Raw genomic sequence first — 16477 nt, forward strand, 5'->3', positions numbered from 1 at the left:
CTGGGCAAATAGGGGCCCTCTGACAGATTCCGCCGCGGAGTGTCAGCGGCGGGGGGCGGAACGCGGCCGCGGCGAGCGGAAGAAGCCCGACCTACGCCTCGGTGAACCCGACGCGCAGGCCGAGCTCGGCCGCCACGGCGATGACCTTCTCCCAGCGCACGCCGGCGCCGCCGTGCTCGATGGTGTGCAGGGTGGAGCGGGACACCCCGGCGGCGTCGGCGACGTCCTGTTGAAGGCGGCCGGTGGCGCGGCGCCTGGCGGCGATCTGCTCCCCCAGCGCGATCAGCACCGGGTCGTCGCTGGCGGGTTTGCCCTGCTTGTTGCGGGGTTTGTGGTGGGCGTCGCTCATCGGCCCGCCTCCTTCAGTCCGGCTTCCTCGGCGAGCACTGCGGGCAGTTTCTTGGACCAGGCGAGGGAGTGGCGGACGCCGTCGACAAGCGAGAGCTCCGCGGACCACCCCAACACCGACTGGGCCTTGTCGGTACGCGACGCGCTGCCGACCACGTCGCCGGGGCGGGCGGGGCCGGTGCGGACCTCAAGTGGGGTGCCGGTGGCTTCGCCGAACGCCTCGGCGAGCTCGAAGACGGTGGTGCCCTGGCCGGTGCCGAGGTTGATCACGTCGTAGCCGGAATCCCCCACCACAGAGTCGAAGCGCTCCAAAACCGCGACGTGCGCGCGGGCAAGGTCCCAGACGTGAATGTAATCGCGCAGGCCAGAGCCGTCGCGGGTGGGCCAGTCCACGCCGGTGACGGTGAAGGGCTCGCCGGCGGCGTGCGCGGAGATCATCTTGCCCATGGCGTGGGTGGGGTGCGGGTTCTGCAGGCCGGTGCGCAGCGCCGGGTCCGCGCCGATCGGGTTGAAGTAGCGCAATGCCATTGCGCGCAACCGGCCGGTGGCGGATTCGTCGCGAAGCACACGCTCCAGCAGCCACTTCGACGCCGCGTACGGGCTCTGAGGATCAACCGCGCTGGTTTCGTCCACCATGTAGTCCTCGCCCGGCTCGTACATCGACGCCGTCGATGACAGCACGAACCGGCGCACGCCGAAGCGCTCCATCACCGACAACAGCGTGATGGCTTTGCCCACGTTGTTGTCGTAATAGGCCAGCGGCTGCTCAACGGACTCCGGCACGACGATCTTGGCGGCGCAGTGGATCACCGCGTCGATGTCCGGGTGGTCCGCGAACACGCGCTCGAGCAGCGCCACGTCAGCGATGTCACCCTCGTAGCAGGCGAAGCGCTCGCCGAAGACGCGCAGGCCCGTGGAGAAATCGTCCAAGATCACTGGGGTGATCCCGGCGTCCGCGCAGCACGACGCAATGGAAGAGCCGATGTAACCGGCGCCGCCGGTGATCAGGACTTTCATTAGTTCAGCCCCGCGTAGGAGTGCAGGCCGGCGATCACGGTGTTGACGTAAGTCATGTTAAAGATCGTCATGGCCATGGCGAACACGTTGATCCAGGCGGCGGCGGTGGACTTCCAGCCGGCCGTGGCACGCGCGTGGAGGTAGGCGGCGTAGAGGATCCAGGTGATCATGGAGACGGTTTCCTTGGCGTCCCAGCCCCAGAAACGGCCCCAGGCGACCTCGGCCCAAATCGCGCCGAACACGATGCCGATGCCGAATAGCGGCAGCGTCACCACCGCGGTCTTGTACGCGATCTGGTCCAGCGTCTTCGCGTCCGGCAAGGGACGTGCGATCGCGCCGAGGAAGCCGTGCTCCTCGCCGCGCGGCTGGCGCATGCGCAGCAGGTACAGCAGCGCGAACGCGCCGGAGACCAGGCCCACGGACGCGCCGATGGCTGCCGATGAGACGTGCACCGGCAGCCAGTAGGACTGCAGCGCCGGCACCACGGGCGCGGCCTGCATGTGGAACACCGTGGAGTTCAAGAACATGGCGATGACCATGGGGAACAGCAGCCACGGCCACACGGTGTGCCAGTTCTTGCGCTGCACCACCACGGCGGCGACGACCATGATCACGGCGGTCATGAACAGGATGTACTCGTACAGGTTGCCCAGCGGGAACCGCCCGGCGGCGAGCCCGCGGGTGACAAACGCCACCAGGTGCAGCGCCACGCCGACCCAGACGAGGGCTTGAGTCATGCCTGCCCATTTGCGGGCGTTGGCGATCATGTCCTCGTCGGGCTTGTGCTTCTCGACGACCTCCGGTCCGCCCGCGCCAACCAGCACCTTCTTCTCGGCCAGGGCCTCGCGCCGCGCCTCGATGATGCTGTTGACGCGGCCGTAGTAGATGAACGCCATAATCAGCGCCACGATGTAGACGATGAACGCGGTGCGGAACGTCAGGTCAGACAATTCCGCCATGGTTGTGTTGACGAGCATGCCCATAACCTACTCCACCGACACGCGTTATCAAAGGTCATAGGGGTTGAACTCCCCCTGGCTATCTTCCCCGTCGTCCGGGTCGAGCCCGAGGATCGCGGCGGCGATGTCGTCGAATTCGCGGCCCCATCCGGCGCGGTCGGTGCGGGCGAGCCCGGCGATTTCGACGTGGGTGACCGCTTCCCCTGCAGCCGGCGCACCCGGCCGCAGCCTCACCCAGATGCGGCGGCGCTTGATCGCCAGCGAGCCGGCCAGCCCCGCGAGCATCACCGCGGCCGCCAGCAGCGCCCACACCTGCGTCGGGTCGCGGGAGATCTGGTAGTTGGCGTACTCGGCGGCGCCGTCGAAACGCACCTTGACCTCGCCGTCGCCGGTGTCCACGGTGGCCTCGGAGCCGGGGGTGAGCTGGACGCGAGAGACCTTCTCCAGGCGCCCGTCGGCGACCAGGGACTGGTCCAGCACGAACACGTTCTGGGGCCGGCCGGTGTCCAGGCCGGCGTCGCCGACGTAGACATCCACGGACACCGCCGGGTCGTCCATGGACGGGAACGCGGACTGCAGCTGGTCGCCGTTCGGCCCGGCCCAGCGGGCGGTGGGCGCGAAGTTGCCCTCGATGGCGATCTGGTGCTGGCGGCGGTCCGCCAGGTCCGGGTACATGCCGGCGGGCGGGTCGAAGCGCATCACGCCGGAGGACAGGAACGTGAACACGTCCGTGGGCCGAAACTGCATCATCTGCGTGCGGGTTTCCCCGTTCGGCCACGTCAGGGTGATCTGCGGAGCGAAGCCGTGCCCTTGCAGGTAAACACGGTCGCCGCCTAAGCGCAGCGGGTGGTTCACCGCCAGGCTCGTGGGCGTCCACTCCTCCTGCGGGACCGTCAGGTCGTCGGTGTAGGTGATGTCGGAGGAGAACTCGTTGGCCTGGCCGTTATTCAGGTAGGTGGCCGAGAAGTTCTGGGATTCGAAGCAGAACGGGGTCAGGCCGGTGCCGTCGAAAAGCGGGCCCGCCCGGAAGACGTCGAAGTTGGCGGGCGAGGTGTTGCAGAACACCCGCGATTGCTCCACCGGCACCGCGGATTCGGCCTCCGAGTTGGTCACCACGATGACCTGGCCTTCGTAAAACACCATGCGACCGGCCACGAAGGTGAGGATCATGGCGACAATGCCGATGTGGAAAATCAGGTTCATCAGCTCGCGGGTGTAGCCGCGCTCGGCGGAAACCGAGTACGCTCCGGCGCGGTCCTCGTCCGGGGTGTAGGACGCCACGTGCCAGCGTTTAAGCTGTGTACGCAACTGCTTCTCGACGTCCTCCGGCGCCCCCGCAACCTCCCCCTCCACGTGGTGAGGCATGCGGCCCAAGTACTTGGGCGCGCGCGTCGGCTTGGCCTTGTAGGCGCGCCAGTGGTCGATGGAGCGCGGGATGATGCAGCCGACCAGGGAGATGGTCAAAAGCACGATGATGGCGAGGAACCACGTGGACTGGAAGACGTCGAAAAGCTGCAGCTTGTCGTAGATCGGGCCGGTGGTGGGGTTGGCCTTAAGGTAGTCGTCCACCAGCGAGGACGACACGGTGCGCTGCGGCAGAAGCGCGCCCGGGATGGACGCCACGGCCAGCACGAACAGCAGCATCAAGGCGGTGCGCATGCTGGTGAGCCAGTGCCACGCCTTTTTCAGCCAGGTCTGTGCCGTCTTCATTTAGATGATCGTCCCTCCGAATCCGACGACGAGTTGGCGCGACCAACCGATAAACACGTCCCAGGCGCCGGTGAGCAGCGTGATGCCGACGACGATCATGGCGATACCGCCGGCGATCTGGATAGCGCGGGAGTGGCGGCGCAGCACGTCGATGCTGCGCACGGCCTTCGAGGAGCCGAGCGCAACGAGCAAAAACGGCAGGCCCAGCCCGATGCAGTACGCGATGACAAGCACCACGCCGCGCGCCGCCGTGACGCCCTGGGTGCCCACAGACACCGAGATAATGGCGCCCAGCGTGGGACCCAGGCACGGCGTCCAGCCGAGCGCGAAAATGCCGCCGAGCAGCGGCGCGCCCACAATGGTGGTCCAGCGCTTGGGCTGGAAGCGGGTGTCCTTCTGCAGCGCGGGCACGGCCCCCATGAACACCAGGCCCATGAGGATGGTGACCACCCCGCCGATGCGGGTGAGCGTTTGCGCATTGAGCGCGATGGCGCTGACCGCGCCGAACACCGTGACGGTGGCAAGCAGAAACACGACGGTGAACCCGGCGATGAACAGCAGGGCGGCACCGGCAACCGCCCAGTGTTTGCGGGACACGCGGGGCCCGTCCTCCTCAAACGTCATCTCGCCGCCGACCACGCCGGTGAGGTACGAGATGTAGCCCGGCACCAGCGGGATCACGCACGGCGAGGCGAAGGACACCAGCCCGGCAACCGCGGCGGCGAGCAGGCCGAGCAGCAGCGGGCCGTCGGCGACAAGATCGGCGAAGCCCACCTAGGCCTCCTCGTCAAGACGGTCGATGACCTCAATCAGATCGTCCGCGGTGATCTCACGCAAAAACACGGCGGCCGGGCGGTGCTGCTTGTCCAGCACGATCGTGGTGGGAATGACGGAGCTGGGCACGCCGCCCAGGTTCGCGGCGGTCTTAAACGGCGGGTCGTAGATCGACGGGTAGGTCACGCCGTTATCCGCCAGGAAATCCCGCGCGATCTGCGGATTCGGGTCGCGGACGTTGATGCCAAGCACGGTGCCGGAGTTCTGCTCCTGCAAATGCTCGTGCACCTGCTGCAGGTCGTCCACCTCCGCGCGGCACGGCGCGCACCACTGGCCCCACGCGTTGAGCACGACGATCTGGCCGTCGAAATCACTCAGGGCGATGGTCTGGCCTTCGTCGAGAAGCGACTCGCCCTCGAAGCCGGCCAGGGGCTTGCGGTCCGCCTCCTCGTAGAGGATTTCAGTCTGCCCGCCCGGCGAGTGGAACGCGAAGTTGCCGCCGTTGTCCGCGCCGGAGCAGGCGGTCAGCAAAAGCGCGGCCGCGCAAAGCGGCGCGGCGAAAAGCTTGCGCATAGTACCTCTCAGATGTGCTGGGCTGGGGTGTTGTAGGCCCAGTCAACAACACTGTCGCCGTCAAACACAAGTGAGGTCACACTCGCCAGGTCGCAGTTGCGGCTCGCGTGCGCCAGGCGCTTGCCCTGCACGTGGCGCTGCACGGTGACAATTGGCAGCTGGTGGCTGACCATCACAGCCTCGTGACCCTCGGCCTTGTCTCGGGCGTCCTCGACCGCGGACCACATGCGCTCGAAGATCTCCTGGTAGGGCTCGCCCCAGCTCGGCTCGAACGGGTTGGTCATGTGCCGCCAGCGGATCGGGTTGATCAGCTGCGAGCGCCACCCCTTCGTGCGCAGGCCCTCAAACGTGTTGCCAGCCTCCAGGATGTCCTCGCGGGTGTCCACCTCGCAGCCGGTGACCTCCGCGATCGGGCGCGCCGTTTCCTGCGCGCGCTCCAGCGGACTCGCCGCCAGGTAGACCACGTCGCGGCCGCGGAAGAACTTCGAGGTGGCCACGGCCATGGAGTTGCCGCGTGAAGACAGGTGGTAGCCCGGCATGCGCCCGTAGAGGATCTTCTTCGGGTTGTACACCTCGCCGTGGCGCACCAGGTGCACCGTCGTCTTCGTCATTTAGGCCTCCGCGGGTTGCGCCGCAGCAGCGGCCTTCGCGGCGCCGCGCAGCGCGTCCTCGATGCGGCCGAAGTCCTCGTCCGTCAGCGCGGTGGAGACGAACCAGGTCTCAAACGCGCTCGGCGGCGCGTACACGCCGGCGTCCAGCAGGGCGTGGAAGAACGGGGCGTAGCGGAACGTGTCGGCGGCCTGCATGTCGGCGAAGTTGTGGCCCTCGCCCTCGCCGAACCGGATGGAGAGCATGGTCGCCGCGCGTTGGATGTGGTGGGTGACGCCTTCGGCCGTCAGGGCGTCGTGAAGCAAACGCTCCAGCAAATCCGCGTTTTTGTTCAGCGTGGGGTAGATGTCCTCGCTCGCCAGCTCCAGCGAGGCCAGGCCGGACGCCATCGCCACCGGGTTACCGGACAGGGTGCCCGCCTGGTAGACAGGGCCGTTCGGCGCGAGGTGCTCCATGATGTCGCGGCGTCCGCCGAACGCCGCCGCCGGCAGGCCGCCGGAGACGACCTTGCCAAAGGTGGTCAGGTCGCCCGCGACGTTATCCACGCCGTACCAGCCGGCGTAGGAGGTGCGGAAACCGGTCATGACCTCGTCGAGGATCAGCAGCGCGCCGTTGAGGTGCGCGAGCTCCTTGAGCTTGGCGTTGAAGTCGTTCTGCGGGGCGACGGTGCCCATGTTGCCCGCGGCCGCTTCGGCGATGACCGCGGCGATCTCGCCCTCGTTCTCGCGGAACGCGCGCTCCACGGCCTCAATGTCGTTGTACGGCACCACGATGGTGTCCTGCGCCTGCGCGCCCGTGACACCCGGGGAATCCGGCAGGGAGAACGTGGCGATGCCGGAGCCCGCGGACGCCAGCAGCGCGTCGACGTGGCCGTGGTAGCAGCCCTCGAACTTGATGATCTTCGGCCGACCCGTGAACCCGCGCGCCAGACGCACCGCGGACATGGTGGCCTCCGTGCCGGAGTTGACCATGCGCACCTCTTCCACCGACGTGCGCTTGACAATGTGCTCCGCGATCTGGATCTCCGCCTCCGTGGGCGCGCCGAAGCTCAGACCGTTGTGCAGGGCTTTCTCCACTGCCTCGACGATCTTCGGGTGGGCGTTGCCGTGCACCATCGGGCCCCAGGAGCACACCAGGTCCACGTACGAGTTGCCGTCCACGTCGATGAGTTGCGAGCCGTGCGCACTCTGGATGAAGCGGGTCTGCCCGCCCACCGAGCCGAAGCCGCGCACCGGCGAGTTCACCCCACCCGGGGTGGTTTTCTGCGCCCGCTCGAACAGCTCGTGCGAACGCTGGGTGTTAGCTGAAGTCGGCTTTTCCGCAGTCATGGTTGTCTATCCTAGGCCATATGAAAATCGCGTTTTTAGGCCTCGGTCGCATGGGCACGGAGCTCGCGCTCAAGCTCGTCGACGACCACGAACTGACCGTATGGAACCGCACCGCGGAGAAGACCGAGCCGCTGGTCTCACGCGGGGCTACCGCTGCTTCGACCCCCGCCGAGGCGGTCGAGGGCGCCGAGCTGGTGATCACCTGCCTGTTCGGCCCCGACATCGTGCGCGAGGTAGTGATCGAGCCCGCGCTGATCCCCGACGGCGTGACCTGGGCCGATGCCACCACCATCTCGCCCGCGGACGCTGCCGCCTTCGCCGACGCCGTGCCCGGCTACGTGCACACCCCGGTCGTCGGCTCGCTTCCGCCCGCGCGCGCCGGCAAGCTCGGCGTGTACGTCGGAGGCGCCGATGCCTCTCGACGCTCTGAAGTCGCCGACGTCGTCGCCCCCTGGGCCGCCGCCAACCCTGAGCGCCTGAAGGAAGTGGACACCGCCGCCGGCGCCGCCGTGGGCAAACTGCTGGCCAACCTCGCCCTGGCCGTGACCATCGAAGGGTTCAAGGAAGCCCTGGTCCTGGGCGAATCCCAGGGGCTGTCGGAAGAGCAGGTGGTGGACATGCTCGGCTCCACCGGCCTGGAGTTCATCGTGAACATGAAGTCGCCGTTCCTTTTGGGTGAGCGCTCTACCTCGCCCGGTGATTTCACCGCCGACGCCATCGCCAAGGACGCCCGCCTGATGCTCGCGTCCTCGGACCAGGACCTGCCCGCCGTCTCCGCCGCCCTGGCGTCGTTGGAGGCCCAGCAGGACGCCGGCCACGGCGACGAGGACTTCTCCACCGTCGTGGTCAACCGCTAGCCCAAATTGATTCACCGGCGAGTGAATAGATCCCCCGCGTTCTGACGGATCGCGGCTGAATCTGTCAGGTGGCCCCCATCGCCCCAGGTCGGCGCAAACGGCTGCCGTGATCCGTCAGGCCCCCTTCGGTCCAGCGACGCGAAAGTCGAGTCCGGGAGGTCGAGTCCGGGCCTAAAACAGGGCGAACTCGACCTCCGCCGCTCGACTTTCGGCGCCGCCCGGCCCCGCTAGCGCCCGGCCTCGATCTCGTTGCCCACGACCTCGGCGGTCGGCTTCTTCTTGCCCTGGTTGCGGAAGATGCCGTAGAACACCACCACCAGCAGCGCGATGGCGATCCAGTTGGCCACCTTGGCGTATTGCTCCAGCACCATCACGACCGGCTCGCCGATCCACCAGCCCAGGCCCAGGTAGAGGAAGGACCAGATGGTTTTGGAGATGAAGTCCAGGACCATGAACTTCCACAGCGGCATCCCGGTCATGCCCATGAGCACGAACACCACGAACGCGATCGGCAGCGGGATGGGCACGTAGGCCAAGAAGATGCCCAGCCAGCCCAGCTTGACGGCCCACTGCTCCACGCGCGCGATGTTTTTCGCGGCGCGCGGCGAGTTCGCGGCCTGCACGTCCAGGATCCCGCGGCCCCAGAGTTTGCCGGCCCACCAGTAGATCCAGTCGAACTTGATGTTCACGATCGAGCCGATGAGCAGGAACAACAGCCAGTGCGGCGCCTCCCCCACCGCGGCGAGCGCACCGGTGGACGCGGCGCCGACGCGCGAGCCGGTCAGCGCCAGCATGATCGGCGGGTCCAGCCCCAAAAGCCACGCCCGCAGCGGGATCATGGCCAAGCCGAAGATGCCGACGAAGCCGAACCAGCCCAGACACCAGTAGTCGGCTTTGGTGGGTTTGCCGTTCCAGGGCAGGCCGTCTTCCTCCCACCATTCCTTCTCGGCAGGCTCGGTACCGGCTGTCTCGCGTGGATCCGCGTGTTCTTCCATAGGTGATCAACCTAGTGCACATCCGCCCGCTGCCCCTACCCAAGCGGAGAATGTGCCGGGACCTCCCGCTGACTTAGGGCTTTTGCTTATCGACGGCAGCTGCCGCCGCGCCCCTCGCATCGGCGATCACTGCCGGCACGCCGACCCCACCGGCCCACGCGCCGGTGAGGGAGATGTGGGAGGCCTTTGGTTCGTCGTTAAGCAATCTGCGCACCTTGGCCACGGTGGCGAGGTGGCCTTCGTCGAAGCGGGGCAGGCCGCCGAGCCAGCGTTGGACGTAGATTTCCTCGAGGCCGGCGGTGCGGCCGTCGAAGCCGGTGATGGTTTCGAGGTCGTCGAGGGCCCAGTCCACGAGGTCGTCCTCGGTGGCGGTGATGGCGACGTTGTCGCCGAAGCGGCCGAAGCTAGCGCGCACAAGTGCCCCGCCGCGCTCGGCGAGGTGTGGCCACTTGCGCGAGGAGAACGTGAACGCCTTCGCGTGGACGTCCTCGGCACCGGCGGCGACGAGGACGCCGGAGTTCTGCGGCAGGCCTTCGTCGGTGGCGAACCGCATGCCCACCACCGCGGAGTTGGCCAGTTTGACGGTTTTGAGCGTCTCGGAGGCCTCGGGCGCGATGCCCTTGAGCAGCAGCGCCGCGGTGGGGGCGGGCACTGCGAGGATGACGTGGTCGTAGACCTTATCCTCGCCGCCTTTGAGGCGGTACTTCGGTGCCTCAGCCGAGCCTTCGAGGCTGATCGCGGAGATGAACGCGTCGATGTAGATGTCCGCGCCAGATTTCTCGGCGAGCGTTTCGTAGAGCTCCTGGTAACCGTCGCGGAACGTCTTGAACACCGCACCCTGACCGGTGGGCATCTCGCGGCGGGAGCGCTCCAGGTTGGCCACGGCGGTGGACAGGTGCACCGGCCCGTCGGCGGCGAGGCGGTCGAACTCCTCCGCCAGCTGGGGGATGGTCGCGCGCACGCCGAGTTCGTCGGCGGTGCAGGAGTACACCCCGCCGAGCAGGGAGGAGACGATGTTGTCCACCACTTCGTCGCCGTAGCGCTCGCGCACAAGCTTGCCGACGTTGACGTCGCCGCCGACCTCCCAGTCGAAGCCTTCGCGCTCGGCTTCGGTGTCGATGCGCTGCGCGGTGGCCTCGCTGACCAGGTGCTTGACGGTCTCGGACGTGGACGGGATGCCCATCACGCCGCCGGTGGGCAGTCCTCGGGTCTCGCCGTCGACCCACACCAGGGAGCGCAGGCCGGAGGGCTCCACCAGGGAGTCGGCCAGGCCGAGCTCGGTGAAGAAGTCCACGGCGTCCTGGCGGCGCGCCAGGAACGCCTCGGCGCCCATATCGGTGGGGCCTGCCTCGAAGGCGACAGTGTGGAGCTTGCCGCCGAGGCGGTCGGTGGCCTCGTAGACGTCGACTTTGAGGTCGTCCTTATCCCCCTCGGCGTGGACGAAGTCCGCGCCGAGCTCGTACGCGGCGGTCAGGCCCGCAAGTCCCGCGCCGATGATGGCGATGTTCATTAATTCTCCTCGTGGATGATGCGCACGGCCTCGGTGATCGCGTCCGCGTCGGTGGTGGGCAGCACGCCGTGGCCGAGGTTGAAGATGTGCCCGGTGGCGTCGCCCGCCTTGATTGCGCGCGCGGCCTCGGCCTTGATGCGCGCGACCTCGCCGCGCACCACGTCGGTGCCGGCGAACAGCATGGCCGGGTCCAGGTTGCCCTGCAGCACGCGCGGGGAGGCGAACCGGGTCGCGGCCGTGTCCAGCGGCACGCGCCAGTCCACGCCCATCACCTCGCTGCCTGCCTCGGACATCGCGCCGAGCAACTCGCCGGTGGTGACGCCGAAGTGGATGCGCGGGATCTCGCCCGCGACGGATTCGAGGATTTCCACCGAGTACGGCAGCACGAATTCGCGGTAGTCGGCTTCGGTGAGGAAGCCCGCCCAGGAGTCGAACAGCTGCATCGCGTCGATGCCGGCCTCGACCTGCGTGCGTAGAAACGCGATGATCGTGGGCACCAGGCGGCGCATCAGCGCGTGCCAGGTCTCCGGCTCGGCGTGCATCATCGCCTTAGTCTTCTCGTGGTTTTTGCTCGGCCCGCCCTCGACGAGGTAGCTGGCCAGGGTAAACGGCGCGCCGACGAACCCGATCAGGGCTTGGGTGTCGCTCAGTTCGTCGAGGATGATGCGGATGCCATCGGACACGGCAGCGACTTCGTCGTCAAGCAAAGGCAGCTTCTCGACGTCACTCCGCGACTTCACCGCCTCCCCCATCACAGGGCCGCGGCCGGGCACGATCTCCACGTCCACGCCCGCCGCCTTGAGCGGAACCACGATGTCGGAGAACAGGATCGCGGCGTCGACGTCGTGGCGGCGCACCGGCTGCAGCGTGATCTCCGCGAGCAGCTCCGGCATGAAGCACGAGTCCAGCATGGGGATGCCTTCGCGCACTTCGCGGTATTCGGGCAGGGAGCGGCCGGCCTGGCGCATGAACCACACCGGGGTGCGCGAGGGGGTGCGGCCGTGCGCCGCCTCGAGCAGGGGTGCGTTGGTGAGATCGCGTCTGGTCATGGCACCCAAGCCTACCGGCGCAGCCCCTGAACCCGGAACCGGCTGGCGCGGCGGGAGGAGTACTCCACAAGCAGGGAACTTCCCAGCATGAGCAGGGTCGCGCCGACCGGGGGCAGCGCACCGGCGGCGGCGAGGATGATGGCGACGGCGTTGTAGATTCCGGCGAACCACAGGTTCCTGTCGGCGATGCGGTTGACGCGGCGGGCGTGCTCGATGGCCTGGGGCACGGCCATGACGTCGTTGCGCACGAGCACGACGTCGCTGACGTTGTTCCAATTCGGCGCCTTGGTGCCGTAAAGGTCCTCACCGGCGTAGAGGATGCCGGAGTCCGCCACGCGCAGCACCGGCAGGACGCTGGAATCGCACACCATGGCCACAATGCCGCCCTGGGTGTGCAGAGCGCGCACCGCGGCGGGTTTCTCCTGGGAGCGGATCCCGGCGAGCACCTGCGAGATGCCCAAAAAGTCTGCGAAACGGCGCGCCACCGGGTAGGTGTCGCGCGAGAGCATCACGGTTTCCACGCCCATGGATTCCAGGGTGTCCACCGCCTCAATGGCGTCTTCCTTGGCGGGGTCGAACAGGGTGATCACGCCGCGGTCCTTGCCGTCCCAGCGCACCACCACCGGGGTGCCGCCGGTGGTGGCGGCCACAGACAGCTTGCCGCGCAGCTGCGACAGGTTCGTCGGGCGCCACAGTGAGGCGTCGAAGGTCTGCGTGCGGGCGTTTTCGCCAGAGCCCCAGGTGGCGGTGAGGCGGCCGCCGAGCTCGCCGTCGGGGGTGACTGTGTCGTCGCCGACCTCGATCCAGTCCGGCAGGCGCGGGTCCCCGGAGCGGGCGTCGCGCACCTCGCGGGCCGCCTTCACAATGGCGCGGGAGGCCGGGTGATCCGAGTCCGCGGACAGCACGCCGGCGATGCGCAGCACCAGCTCGCTGCTCTCCCCCTCAGCTGCGGTGACCGTTTCCACGTGCATCTCCGGCAGCACGAGCGTTCCCACGCGGTTGAACACCACCGTGTCCACCTTGGACAACACCCGAAGCGCGTTGCCGTCGCGCATGAGCACCCCGTTGCGCACCGCCGCCTCGATGCCCTGGCGGATGGCCAACGCCGGCGAGATGGCCAGGCTGAACGGGGCGACCACCACCAAGATTGCCAAGGCTGTCGACGCCGCCGTGTTGATGTTGCCGGTAAATAGCAGCCACAGGCCGAAATCCAGCACAGCAATGGCGTAAGCAGCCGGGATGAGCATGCTGGCAGAGCGGGTGGAGACCATCGTGGCGGCGTTTTGGTGGCGCGAGGCCTCCTCCAGCCAGCGCTGCACCGCGGTCAACAACGTGGTGTGGCCGACGCGGCTCGCGCGGACCTTGATGTCGCCCTCGCGCAGCACGGAGCCCGCCACAACGCGCTTGCCCACCTTCAGCTGCGGGCTGGCGTGTGTGTTGACCAGCTCCCAGCCGATCGCGCCGGATCCACCGACTACTTCCCCGTCGACGGGGATGACCTGGCCGGCGCGGACGCGGACGTCGTCGCCACGCATAATCTCCGTGGCCGGAAGCTCCTCCCTGCCGCCGCCTTTCTTGCGGTGAGTGACCTCGTACATTGAGTCCGCGCCCGGGCGGCGCGCCTCCAACTCGTCCAGCAGATTGGTGCGCACCCGCATGGAGAAGAAGCGGCCGAGCAGCAGCAACGTCGTCACCGTGCAGGAGACTTCGAGGTAGAGCTCTGGGCCGCTGCCGATGTCCAGCGGCACCCAGGTGCCGCTGGACTGGTAGCCGATGCGCCCGGCGTCAGTGAACAGCAGCATGGCAAACGACCACAGGTAGGACGCCAAGATGGCGATCGAGCTCGCACCGTCGAGCGCCGAGAGCCCGCGGCGCACGCCACCGGCCATCGCGCGGTGGAACGGGGAAGCGCACCACAGCGCCACCGGGGTGGTCAGCGCGAACGCCACCCACTGCCAGCCCGGGAACCCGAGGGCGGGCACGTAGGTCAGCAACAGCACCGGGATAGTCAGCATCACCGCCAGCCACAGCCTGCCCGGGGTGACCAGGTCGCGGGCGGTAAACAACACGTCGCCGCTGCGGCGCTCCGCGCGGGTCTTGTTCTGGATGAAGCCCTGGGCGCGGGCCAAAAGGTGCGCCGCTTCTTCCTTGCGGTGGTGCTTGGCGCGCCGCGGCATGGGGTGTTCCGTCCAGTAGCGGCCGTGGGCGCGGCGCTGCAGGGTGGAGTCGGTGACCACCGCGGTCACCCCGAAGTCCTCGATGGTCTTGATCAGCTGCGGCAGCGGCATGGTCGCCGGTGCCGTCACCCATGCCATACGGGTGGGGTACACCAGGCGGGCGGAAACGCCGTCGAGGGATTCGAGGGCGTCTTCGATCTCTGTCAGTTGCGGGCCGTCCTCCACCCCGCGCAGTTCAAAGGCGTAGGAGGCATTGGGGCGCACGAGCTCGCCGTCCAAGTCACGACGGGCAGTGGCCGGGTCGACCCCGGCTTCCCTGGCTGCGTCGCGGGCGGCCTCAATGTAATCGTCGAGTTCCTCGCCGCTCAGCTCGTCCAGCTTGGCGCCTTCGCGCCCAGTGGTGCTGAGCTTTTCCAGGTCCTCGCCCTCATATTTGCTCATTCCACGCCTTCCCAGACGTCGCCGCTGCGCTTATCCACGAACGCGTTGGCGGCCGGGCGGAACATGAAAAATAGGGCGAATACCAGTACTCCGACTACGACGAACGCGGCCCAGCCGGCCACGCCCACGAAGAAGCTGGACAGCTGCAAAAACACCGCCAGTCCGATGAACCCGGCCAGCCAGCGGCGCGCCACCTTCGAGCCTTTGGGCAGGTAGGCGCAGCACGAAGTGATTAAGGAGCCGAGGATGATGCTGCCCCAGGTGTAGACACGCAGGTTGCGCGCGAAGATGCCCTCCACGTCCGCGTCCAGGTCCTTGGGCGAATCCGCCACCATGGTCAAAAACGCGATGACGAACATCAGCACCGCCGCGATCAGGCACAGGTAGTAGCCGATCTTCAGCGGCTTCGGCCAATCCGGGCCAACCTCGCCGGTGAAGCGCCGGTTCCTGTCGTTCGGGTCCGACACCATCGTCGGGAACATCCCTGCCACCGCTTAGCTCTCCTTCTCCTCCGGCGCCTCCGCCGAATCCGTGGCACTGCCGGACTTGCCCTTGGGCGGCTTGGTCCACGCCACGGAGTCCTTATCCACTGAATAGATCACGCCCATCACGCCCGCAACACCAAGGATGATCTGGACGACGCCATCGATGCCGAACATTGCCGTCGGCACCGCGGTGGAGGCCGGCATCATCATGAACAGCGTGAGCATGCGCAGCGCAAAAAACACGGAGAAGATCTGCAGCAGCCGGCGGGCGTTTTCCGCCCATTTCGCCTGCTTGCGCACCGCGCGCAGCGCGAAGACGAACAACAGGATCACGCCGAGCTGCAACAGCGCCATGATGAAAATGGAGCCGTAGACGCTGGCATTCATCAGCGCCTCGGAAACCTCGCCGTCACCGTTAGTGGCGCGTTCCTTGGCCACTTCGCGCAGCGCGGACGGGTCGATCACGCTCGCCACGACGGCGAAGATCTGGTGCAACAGCTCCCCGCCGATCATCACGGCCCAGGCCGCGAGCATGTAGCGCACAGCTTCAGGCATGGAGCCCTTGTGCTTTTCGACGGCCTCCGGTCCCACCCTGCTCGGCGACCCCGGGTTCATTGGCGGCAAGCTAACCATTGAGCCTCTTTGCTGCCTCGATGGCGTAGTAGGTGAAAATTTGGTCTGCGCCGGCGCGCTTGATGGACATCAGTGCTTCCATCATCGTCTCCTCGTAGTCGATCCAGCCGTGTTTGCCGGCCGCGTTGAGCATGGCGTACTCGCCGGAGACTTGGTAGGCGGCAACAGGCACCGGGGACATCTCCGCGATCTTGGCCAGCACGTCCAAATACGGCAGCGCGGGCTTGACCATGACAAAGTCCGCGCCTTCGGCGATGTCCAGCTCCGTTTCCAAAAGCGACTCGCGCACGTTCGCCGGGTCCTGCTGGTAGGTGCGGCGGTCGCCCTTCAGCGAGGAGCCGACCGCGTCGCGGAACGGCCCGAAGAACTTGGAGGCGTACTTCGCGGAGTAGGCCATGATGGCAACGTCGGCGAAGCCCGCGCGATCAAGCGCCTTGCGAATCTGCTCAATCTGGCCGTCCATCATGCCGGACGGGCTGACAATGTGCGCGCCCGCGCGCGCCTGGGCCACCGCCATCTGGCAGTAGATTTCCACGGTGGGGTCGTTGTCCACCACTTCCCTGCCGTGCGCGTCGGTGGTGAGCACGCCGCAGTGGCCGTGGTCCGTGAACTCGTCCAGGCAGGTGTCCGCCATGATGATCAGCTCGTCGCCGAACTCCTTGCGCAGCAGCGCAATCGCGCGGTTGAGCACGCCGTCTTCGGCAACCGCGACGGAGCCGGTGGCGTCCTTGTCCTCCTCGCGCGGCACGCCGAATAGGTCCACGCACTTCACCCCGACTGCGAGCGCCTCGCGGCAAATCTCCACCAGCGACTCCGGGGTGTGCTGGTACACGCCCGGCATGGATGGGATCTCCCGCGGGGCGTCGATGCCGTCGGCGATGAACAGCGGGAGGATGAAGTCGGCCGGGTGCAGACGCGTCTCCGTGACAAACTCACGGATAGCGGGGGTTTGCCGCAAGCGGCGGGGGCGTCGAATCAAGTCGTAATCAGCCATGCGCCACATCTTAGAACG

16 protein-coding genes are annotated in these 16477 nt (G+C 67.4%); 1 reads left to right on the forward strand and 15 read right to left on the reverse strand.

What is annotated here, in order from left to right; genetic code table 11:
- Nucleotides 1–91: 91 nt before the first annotated feature.
- Genes HMPREF2791_RS07545 through hemL form a run of 8 tightly spaced genes read right to left on the reverse strand, consistent with a single transcriptional unit; the run spans nt 92 to nt 7318 of the window.
- Complete coding sequence (locus HMPREF2791_RS07545; RefSeq protein WP_070844924.1) at nt 92–349, reverse strand: helix-turn-helix domain-containing protein; 258 nt, start codon at nt 347–349, stop codon at nt 92–94.
- Complete coding sequence (galE, locus tag HMPREF2791_RS07550) at nt 346–1365, reverse strand: UDP-glucose 4-epimerase GalE (RefSeq protein WP_070844925.1); 1020 nt, start codon at nt 1363–1365, stop codon at nt 346–348. The genes HMPREF2791_RS07545 and galE overlap by 4 nt, the downstream gene beginning before the upstream one ends.
- Entirely contained in the window at nt 1365–2342 is a 978-nt protein-coding gene (ccsB, locus tag HMPREF2791_RS07555) for a c-type cytochrome biogenesis protein CcsB (protein ID WP_070844943.1), read from the reverse strand. The genes galE and ccsB overlap by 1 nt, the downstream gene beginning before the upstream one ends.
- A 30-nt stretch (nt 2343–2372) precedes the next feature.
- Nucleotides 2373–4034 carry a cytochrome c biogenesis protein ResB gene (locus HMPREF2791_RS07560; RefSeq protein WP_070844926.1) on the reverse strand — a complete coding sequence of 554 codons (1662 nt, stop codon included), beginning with the start codon at nt 4032–4034 and terminating at the stop codon, nt 2373–2375.
- Entirely contained in the window at nt 4035–4808 is a 774-nt protein-coding gene (locus tag HMPREF2791_RS07565) for a cytochrome c biogenesis CcdA family protein (protein ID WP_070844927.1), read from the reverse strand. It abuts the gene before it with no gap.
- Nucleotides 4809–5381: a TlpA family protein disulfide reductase gene (locus tag HMPREF2791_RS07570; protein WP_070844928.1), complete on the reverse strand. Its 573-nt coding sequence runs from the start codon at nt 5379–5381 to the stop codon at nt 4809–4811.
- A gap of 8 nt (nt 5382–5389) precedes the next feature.
- Entirely contained in the window at nt 5390–5992 is a 603-nt protein-coding gene (locus tag HMPREF2791_RS07575) for a histidine phosphatase family protein (RefSeq protein ID WP_070844929.1), read from the reverse strand.
- Nucleotides 5993–7318, reverse strand: coding sequence for a glutamate-1-semialdehyde 2,1-aminomutase (gene hemL / locus HMPREF2791_RS07580; RefSeq protein WP_070844930.1), 1326 nt, complete (start codon nt 7316–7318; stop codon nt 5993–5995).
- Nucleotides 7319–7338: 20 nt separating this feature from the next.
- On the opposite strand from hemL, the gene HMPREF2791_RS07585 reads away from it, so the two are divergent.
- Complete coding sequence (locus HMPREF2791_RS07585) at nt 7339–8175, forward strand: NAD(P)-dependent oxidoreductase (RefSeq protein ID WP_070844931.1); 837 nt, start codon at nt 7339–7341, stop codon at nt 8173–8175.
- Between the two features lie 227 nt (nt 8176–8402).
- Here the strand turns inward: HMPREF2791_RS07585 and HMPREF2791_RS07590 are convergent, their stop codons facing one another.
- The 7 genes from HMPREF2791_RS07590 to hemB form a co-directional block, all read right to left on the reverse strand.
- Nucleotides 8403–9170: a DedA family protein gene (locus HMPREF2791_RS07590; RefSeq protein ID WP_070844932.1), complete on the reverse strand. Its 768-nt coding sequence runs from the start codon at nt 9168–9170 to the stop codon at nt 8403–8405.
- Between the two features lie 73 nt (nt 9171–9243).
- On the reverse strand, nt 9244–10680 hold the full coding sequence (locus HMPREF2791_RS07595; protein WP_070844933.1) for a protoporphyrinogen oxidase: 1437 nt from the start codon (nt 10678–10680) through the stop codon (nt 9244–9246).
- Complete coding sequence (gene hemE / locus HMPREF2791_RS07600) at nt 10680–11729, reverse strand: uroporphyrinogen decarboxylase (protein WP_070844934.1); 1050 nt, start codon at nt 11727–11729, stop codon at nt 10680–10682. Before hemE ends, HMPREF2791_RS07595 begins: the two co-directional genes overlap by 1 nt.
- Before the next feature lie 11 nt (nt 11730–11740).
- On the reverse strand, nt 11741–14347 hold the full coding sequence (locus tag HMPREF2791_RS07605; RefSeq protein WP_083327933.1) for a heavy metal translocating P-type ATPase: 2607 nt from the start codon (nt 14345–14347) through the stop codon (nt 11741–11743).
- On the reverse strand, nt 14344–14838 hold the full coding sequence (locus HMPREF2791_RS07610) for a hypothetical protein (RefSeq protein ID WP_070844935.1): 495 nt from the start codon (nt 14836–14838) through the stop codon (nt 14344–14346). The genes HMPREF2791_RS07605 and HMPREF2791_RS07610 overlap by 4 nt, the downstream gene beginning before the upstream one ends.
- A 3-nt stretch (nt 14839–14841) precedes the next feature.
- The gene (locus HMPREF2791_RS07615; protein WP_070844936.1) at nt 14842–15447 is read right to left on the reverse strand and encodes a hypothetical protein; all 606 of its coding nucleotides are present in this window, start codon (nt 15445–15447) and stop codon (nt 14842–14844) included.
- A gap of 10 nt (nt 15448–15457) precedes the next feature.
- Nucleotides 15458–16459, reverse strand: a complete 1002-nt coding sequence (hemB, locus tag HMPREF2791_RS07620) for a porphobilinogen synthase (RefSeq protein ID WP_371335903.1) — start codon at nt 16457–16459, stop codon at nt 15458–15460.
- Nucleotides 16460–16477 lie beyond the last annotated feature (18 nt).

Source organism: Corynebacterium sp. HMSC034A01, assembly GCF_001838175.1.
Lineage (GTDB): Bacteria > Actinomycetota > Actinomycetes > Mycobacteriales > Mycobacteriaceae > Corynebacterium.

Excerpts from the sequence above, each read along its gene's own strand:
- HMPREF2791_RS07590 (WP_070844932.1), bottom strand. The coding sequence starts at position 9,170 with ATGGAAGAACACGCGGATCCACGCGAGACAGCCGGTACCGAGCCTGCC.
- HMPREF2791_RS07560 (WP_070844926.1), bottom strand. The coding sequence starts at position 4,034 with ATGAAGACGGCACAGACCTGGCTGAAAAAGGCGTGGCACTGGCTCACC.
- HMPREF2791_RS07585 (WP_070844931.1), top strand. The coding sequence starts at position 7,339 with ATGAAAATCGCGTTTTTAGGCCTCGGTCGCATGGGCACGGAGCTCGCG.
- hemL (WP_070844930.1), bottom strand. The coding sequence starts at position 7,318 with ATGACTGCGGAAAAGCCGACTTCAGCTAACACCCAGCGTTCGCACGAG.
- ccsB (WP_070844943.1), bottom strand. The coding sequence starts at position 2,342 with ATGCTCGTCAACACAACCATGGCGGAATTGTCTGACCTGACGTTCCGC.
- HMPREF2791_RS07605 (WP_083327933.1), bottom strand. The coding sequence starts at position 14,347 with ATGAGCAAATATGAGGGCGAGGACCTGGAAAAGCTCAGCACCACTGGG.
- HMPREF2791_RS07595 (WP_070844933.1), bottom strand. The coding sequence starts at position 10,680 with ATGAACATCGCCATCATCGGCGCGGGACTTGCGGGCCTGACCGCCGCG.
- HMPREF2791_RS07575 (WP_070844929.1), bottom strand. The coding sequence starts at position 5,992 with ATGACGAAGACGACGGTGCACCTGGTGCGCCACGGCGAGGTGTACAAC.
- HMPREF2791_RS07570 (WP_070844928.1), bottom strand. The coding sequence starts at position 5,381 with ATGCGCAAGCTTTTCGCCGCGCCGCTTTGCGCGGCCGCGCTTTTGCTG.
- galE (WP_070844925.1), bottom strand. The coding sequence starts at position 1,365 with ATGAAAGTCCTGATCACCGGCGGCGCCGGTTACATCGGCTCTTCCATT.
- hemE (WP_070844934.1), bottom strand. The coding sequence starts at position 11,729 with ATGACCAGACGCGATCTCACCAACGCACCCCTGCTCGAGGCGGCGCAC.
- hemB (WP_371335903.1), bottom strand. The coding sequence starts at position 16,459 with ATGGCTGATTACGACTTGATTCGACGCCCCCGCCGCTTGCGGCAAACC.
- HMPREF2791_RS07615 (WP_070844936.1), bottom strand. The coding sequence starts at position 15,447 with ATGAACCCGGGGTCGCCGAGCAGGGTGGGACCGGAGGCCGTCGAAAAG.
- HMPREF2791_RS07545 (WP_070844924.1), bottom strand. The coding sequence starts at position 349 with ATGAGCGACGCCCACCACAAACCCCGCAACAAGCAGGGCAAACCCGCC.